This is a genomic window from Mesorhizobium sp. Root552, assembly GCF_001427285.1.
GTDB lineage: Bacteria > Pseudomonadota > Alphaproteobacteria > Rhizobiales > Rhizobiaceae > Mesorhizobium.
In genome coordinates, this window is record NZ_LMFV01000049.1 from 1 (window position 1) to 4,554 (window position 4,554).

The 4,554-nt window shown below is 60.1% G+C and carries 4 protein-coding genes and 1 tRNA gene; 3 read left to right on the plus strand and 2 right to left on the minus strand.

What is annotated here, in order from left to right; all coding sequences use genetic code 11:
• Positions 1-107 precede the first annotated feature (107 nt).
• Positions 108-1,094 carry a hypothetical protein gene (locus tag ASD50_RS17540; RefSeq protein ID WP_156465159.1) on the plus strand — a complete coding sequence of 329 codons (987 nt, stop codon included), beginning with the start codon at positions 108-110 and terminating at the stop codon, positions 1,092-1,094.
• 295 nt (positions 1,095-1,389) lie between these two features.
• The gene (locus ASD50_RS17550; RefSeq protein WP_056243947.1) at positions 1,390-1,617 is read left to right on the plus strand and encodes a hypothetical protein; all 228 of its coding nucleotides are present in this window, start codon (positions 1,390-1,392) and stop codon (positions 1,615-1,617) included.
• 305 nt (positions 1,618-1,922) lie between these two features.
• Here the strand turns inward: ASD50_RS17550 and ASD50_RS17555 are convergent.
• A tRNA-Ala gene (locus ASD50_RS17555) sits at positions 1,923-1,998 on the minus strand.
• A gap of 164 nt (positions 1,999-2,162) precedes the next feature.
• A complete protein-coding gene (locus tag ASD50_RS17560; RefSeq protein ID WP_056243949.1) occupies positions 2,163-2,549 on the minus strand; it encodes a TIGR02300 family protein in 387 nt (128 codons plus the stop codon).
• Positions 2,550-2,744: 195 nt separating this feature from the next.
• Between ASD50_RS17560 and aroA the strand changes: the two genes are divergently transcribed.
• Positions 2,745-4,097, plus strand: a complete 1,353-nt coding sequence (gene aroA / locus ASD50_RS17565; protein ID WP_056243951.1) for a 3-phosphoshikimate 1-carboxyvinyltransferase — start codon at positions 2,745-2,747, stop codon at positions 4,095-4,097.
• Positions 4,098-4,554: the final 457 nt, after the last annotated feature.

Consider the following 4,554-nt stretch of genomic DNA (forward strand, 5'->3'; position numbering starts at 1 on the left):
GTCGCCGAAAGCTCTGTCGTCATCTATCCGTCCTCTCAAAAGAGAGGGGGTCAGTTCTTCCTTTCGTCCGGGGGGCAATTTCTCATTTCGCCTGACACAGCAGGGACATGCATCTTCTCACCGGCATTGTGTTTGACGAGACGGAAGAGCGGCTCAGCCCCACGTCGTCGCCCGGCCAAGGCAAGCGCTACCGCTACTATGTCTCGTCGCATCTGGTGAGGCCACGCAGAGCCGGAAGGGCAGGGAACAGCGGAAGGATAGGCAGCAGCGCCGGGAGGGATGATCAAAATACTCCTACCTCCCCTTCTGGTAACCCGCCCACATTGGGCTGGCGCATCCCGGCCGAGCTCCTGGACAAGATTGCACTTGATCAGCTTCGTTCGATCCTTGCCAACAAGATGCTGCTTAGCAACTGGTTGCAGCAGGAGCCTGCAACCCGAGGCTTGTCGATGGAAGATGTGTTCCGTCAAGCCAAGAACCTGTCAGCGCAGCTGGAGCGGGATCAGGTAGGCCACCTGCTCAGGCAATTGATATGCAAGGTCTTTGACCGGATCGTACTGTCATCAACCAATGTAGCCTTCAGCGTCCGGCCATGGGTCATCATCGAAGTACTGGCCGGGGAGATTGTTTGGAATAGCGCAGATGATGAGATCTCGCAGGGCAAGGAACATGACGCCGCTTCGAACCTGCCCCCTGCATGGGACCAAAGCAATGAATCATCCGAGTCGCCGATCCATGTCATCGACCTTCCCATCGCCATGCGCCGCCGCGGTCGCGAGCAGCGTATCGTCATCGAAAGCAAGCTGCATCCACCAGAGCCGGATGCAAACCTGGTCGATATGATCGGCCGGGCTCACTTCTACTTGAAAGAGCTGACATCGGGCTCAATCCCATCGATTGCCGATCTGGCGCTCAAAGTCGGTGTGCATCGCGCCGACATAAGCCGCATCCTTCCCCTGGCTTTCCTGTCGCCTGCCATCACCGATGCGATCCTCGCAGGCCGACATCCTGCACATCTCACCCCGAGCCACCTCTCACGTATGATCGACGTTCCAGCATCCTGGGCTGAGCAGGCACGAGCCCTGGAGACGTAGGATTTTACCGCACGGCTCTTGCTATACTTCTGTTCCACTTGTTGTTAGCTGGCCCAATTGCCCCTCACGGCCAAAGATGATTTAGATCGTCGGGGCATTCTGGAGAGAGGCGAATGACAACAGGCCGGGAAAGGTTTGTCGCTCAGATCGAGAAAGCAGCAGAGCGAACCGATATTATGCCCCAGGACGAGGTGAAGCGTTTTATTCGGCGGGCGTGTGTCCACTTGCGAATCCTCCACAATGAACTGGCGGCGCCCCTTCCCCCTCAAACCGATCGAAAGCGTGCGGATCGAGCATGAATTCACTGCGCTTGAGAGAATGCCTACGGATTGTTCGTTGGTCATCCGATACGCTCGCCGAAGCACTAGGATGCGACATCTCTCTCGTCCTGGCATGGCGTGAGAACATCGAAGAGATCCCGATCGAGGTGGGTGCCTGGCTTGAGACATTGGCCACCGCTCACAATGCCGCAGAAGCGGTTACGCCCGATACCGTTCGCGGCAAGTTCTTTCGTGCAAATTGAGCGCTCCTCTAGCTGAGCAGTCTCCAATGCATTGGCAACTACGGTGCGCCCCCCGACGCCAACTTCATTCGCATCCACACAATCCGAGGAGTTCCATTCGAGCATCCTGCCGATGCAGCGACCATCGCAGACCAAAATAGGTGGAACGGGTGAGACTGCCACAGAGACAACAGGCGGAAATCGCAGGGAAAGACCGCTAAATCGCTGCGTCTCAGCCACCCGTTCCCGCACAGCGTAAGCTAAGCCGCGGAAATGACGGAGCTATTCCCGAAGCGGGAAATACATCAGCTTTGCGAAGGACTGTTTGGTGGAGCCAATCGGAATCGAACCGACGACCTCTTGAATGCCATTCAAGCGCTCTCCCAACTGAGCTATGGCCCCACTCCCGGCAGTCAGCCGGCGCCGTTTCCGGCGAAGAGATCAGACCGGGAAGACCCGGCCCTTAGTGCAGGCGGCTTCTAGCGCTGCCTGTCGTCAATAGCAAGCCTCAACAGGCTGCTTTTTGCCGGCACCGCAAAAGAAGCGCCGTGCCGGCAAGAAGGAGATCAGATTTCCTCGTCGTCGTCGCCAACGCCGATCATGTCGGAGACATCATCGTCGCCCTCTTCCTCGTCTTCAAGGAATGTATCGTCATCGTCGTCGCCAAGGTCGACGTCGTCTTCGTCGTCACCGAGATCGGGCAGATCGTCGCCCTTTGCTTCCTCGTCCGCATCCTCGAGCGAGACAAGTTCCGCGCCTTCTTCCTCGGTTTCGACTTCCTTCTCGGCAACGTCCTCTTCGTCTTCGATGATGGAAGGCTTCGAACCTTCGAAATAGCTGAGCGGATAGCTCTTGCCCGTATAGGGAGAGACAATCGGATCTTTGTTCAGATCATAGAATTTTCGGCCCGTCTCCGGGTCGATGCGTTTTGTGCCAAGTTCGGGTTTCGCCACGGCAAGCCTCGTCGAAAAAAGTCTGGTCCCCTTAACGGCTCATTGAAGCGCTGTCAAAGCTAAAAGGCAGCGTGGGAAAAGGGCTGTTTGGACGCCTGCGGCGGGGGATGACCGTAGCCGCATGCCATGATACGAGACCCGGCCACGCCGAGGGAAGAATCTCTGCCCGTCGGGACTTCGCCAAGAGGAATTGCCATGTCGCACGATGCCGCCCCGCAACCTGCAACGGCCCGCCGCTCGGCGGGGCTTGTCGGAACCGTGCGGGTTCCCGGCGACAAGTCGATTTCGCACCGCTCCTTCATGTTCGGCGGATTGGCGTCCGGCGAGACCCGCATTACCGGCCTGCTCGAGGGCGAGGACGTGCTGCGCACCGGCGAGGCGATGAAGGCGATGGGCGCGCATATTCAAAAGCAGGGCGGCGAATGGATGATTCGCGGCACCGGCAATGGCGCCTTGCTGGAGCCGGAAGGCCCGCTCGATTTCGGCAATGCCGGCACCGGTTCGCGCCTGACCATGGGGCTGGTCGGCACCTACGACATGGAAACCACCTTCATCGGCGATGCGTCGCTGTCCGGGCGGCCGATGGGCCGCGTGCTCGATCCGCTCAGGCAGATGGGGGTGCAGGTGTTGAAGGCAGCGCCCGGCGACCGCATGCCGATTACGCTGCGCGGACCTAAGCATTCCGCACCCATCACCTACCGCGTGCCGATGGCATCGGCGCAGGTGAAATCGGCGGTGCTGCTCGCGGCACTGAACACGCCCGGCATCACCACCGTGATCGAACCGGTCATGACCCGCGACCACACCGAAAAGATGCTGAAGGGGTTCGGCGCCAACCTTCAGGTCGAAACCGATGAACGCGGCGTGCGCCATATCTTCATCGAAGGGCAGGGCAAGCTGACCGGGCAGACCATCGCGGTGCCGGGCGATCCGTCGTCCGCCGCTTTTCCGCTCGTCGCGGCGCTGATCGTGCCAGGTTCCGATATCGTCATCCAGAACGCCCTGATGAACCCGACCCGCACCGGCCTGATCCTGACCCTGCAGGAAATGGGCGCTCAGATAGAGGTGCTGAACGAACGCAATGCCGGCGGCGAGGATGTCGCCGACCTGCATGTGCGCCATTCGGAATTGAAGGGCGTCGTCGTGCCGGCGGAGCGGGCGCCATCGATGATCGACGAATATCCGGTGCTTGCCGTTGCCGCCAGCTTCGCCGAGGGCGAGACGCTGATGCAGGGGCTTGAGGAATTGCGCGTGAAGGAGTCCGACCGGCTGTCTGCCGTCGCCAACGGGCTGAAGCTCAACGGCGTCGACTGCACCGAAGGCGAGACTTCGCTTGCCGTGCGCGGCACGCCGGGCGGCAAGGGGCTGGGCGGACGCGAAAAGGGCGAAGCGGTGAAGACCCATCTCGATCATCGCATCGCCATGAGCTTCCTGGTCATGGGGCTGGCATCGGAACATCCGGTCACGGTCGACGACCGCTCGATGATCGCCACCAGTTTTCCCGAGTTCATGGGGTTGATGGAGAGACTTGGCGCTCACATCGACTAGGGTGTATCGGGATTCAGGTGAGGGTGGCCTGCAAATGGCGGCCTTCTGCGCTTCCGGTGCTCACGTACTTAAAGTACGCTCCGCTCCGGTTCTCGAAATCCACCATTTTCGACTCACCCTGACCTGAATCTCGGCACACCCTCGGTGCCAGTGTTTCATGTGTGGTCACGCCTTTCCGTTGCCACGCCCGGATAAAGCCGTCTGGGGCTCTTTGCCCCGCCTTTAAGCTCGCTCGCTTCGCTCGTCGCTGGCGGGGCCCGGAGGAATGGCCAGACGGCTGCCCAAGGTTCGTGCTTTATGGTTGCCACGCCCGGCTAAAGCCGTCTGGCCATTGTCAAAGAACTGACCTTTGCCGTTGGAGCGCAGGTCGGGAAGACGGGCGGCCGCAAGGGCGCTCGTTTAGATAGATAGTGCGGCCTCGCGGCCGCCCGTCCGGTGTCTTAAGGCTTCAAACCGC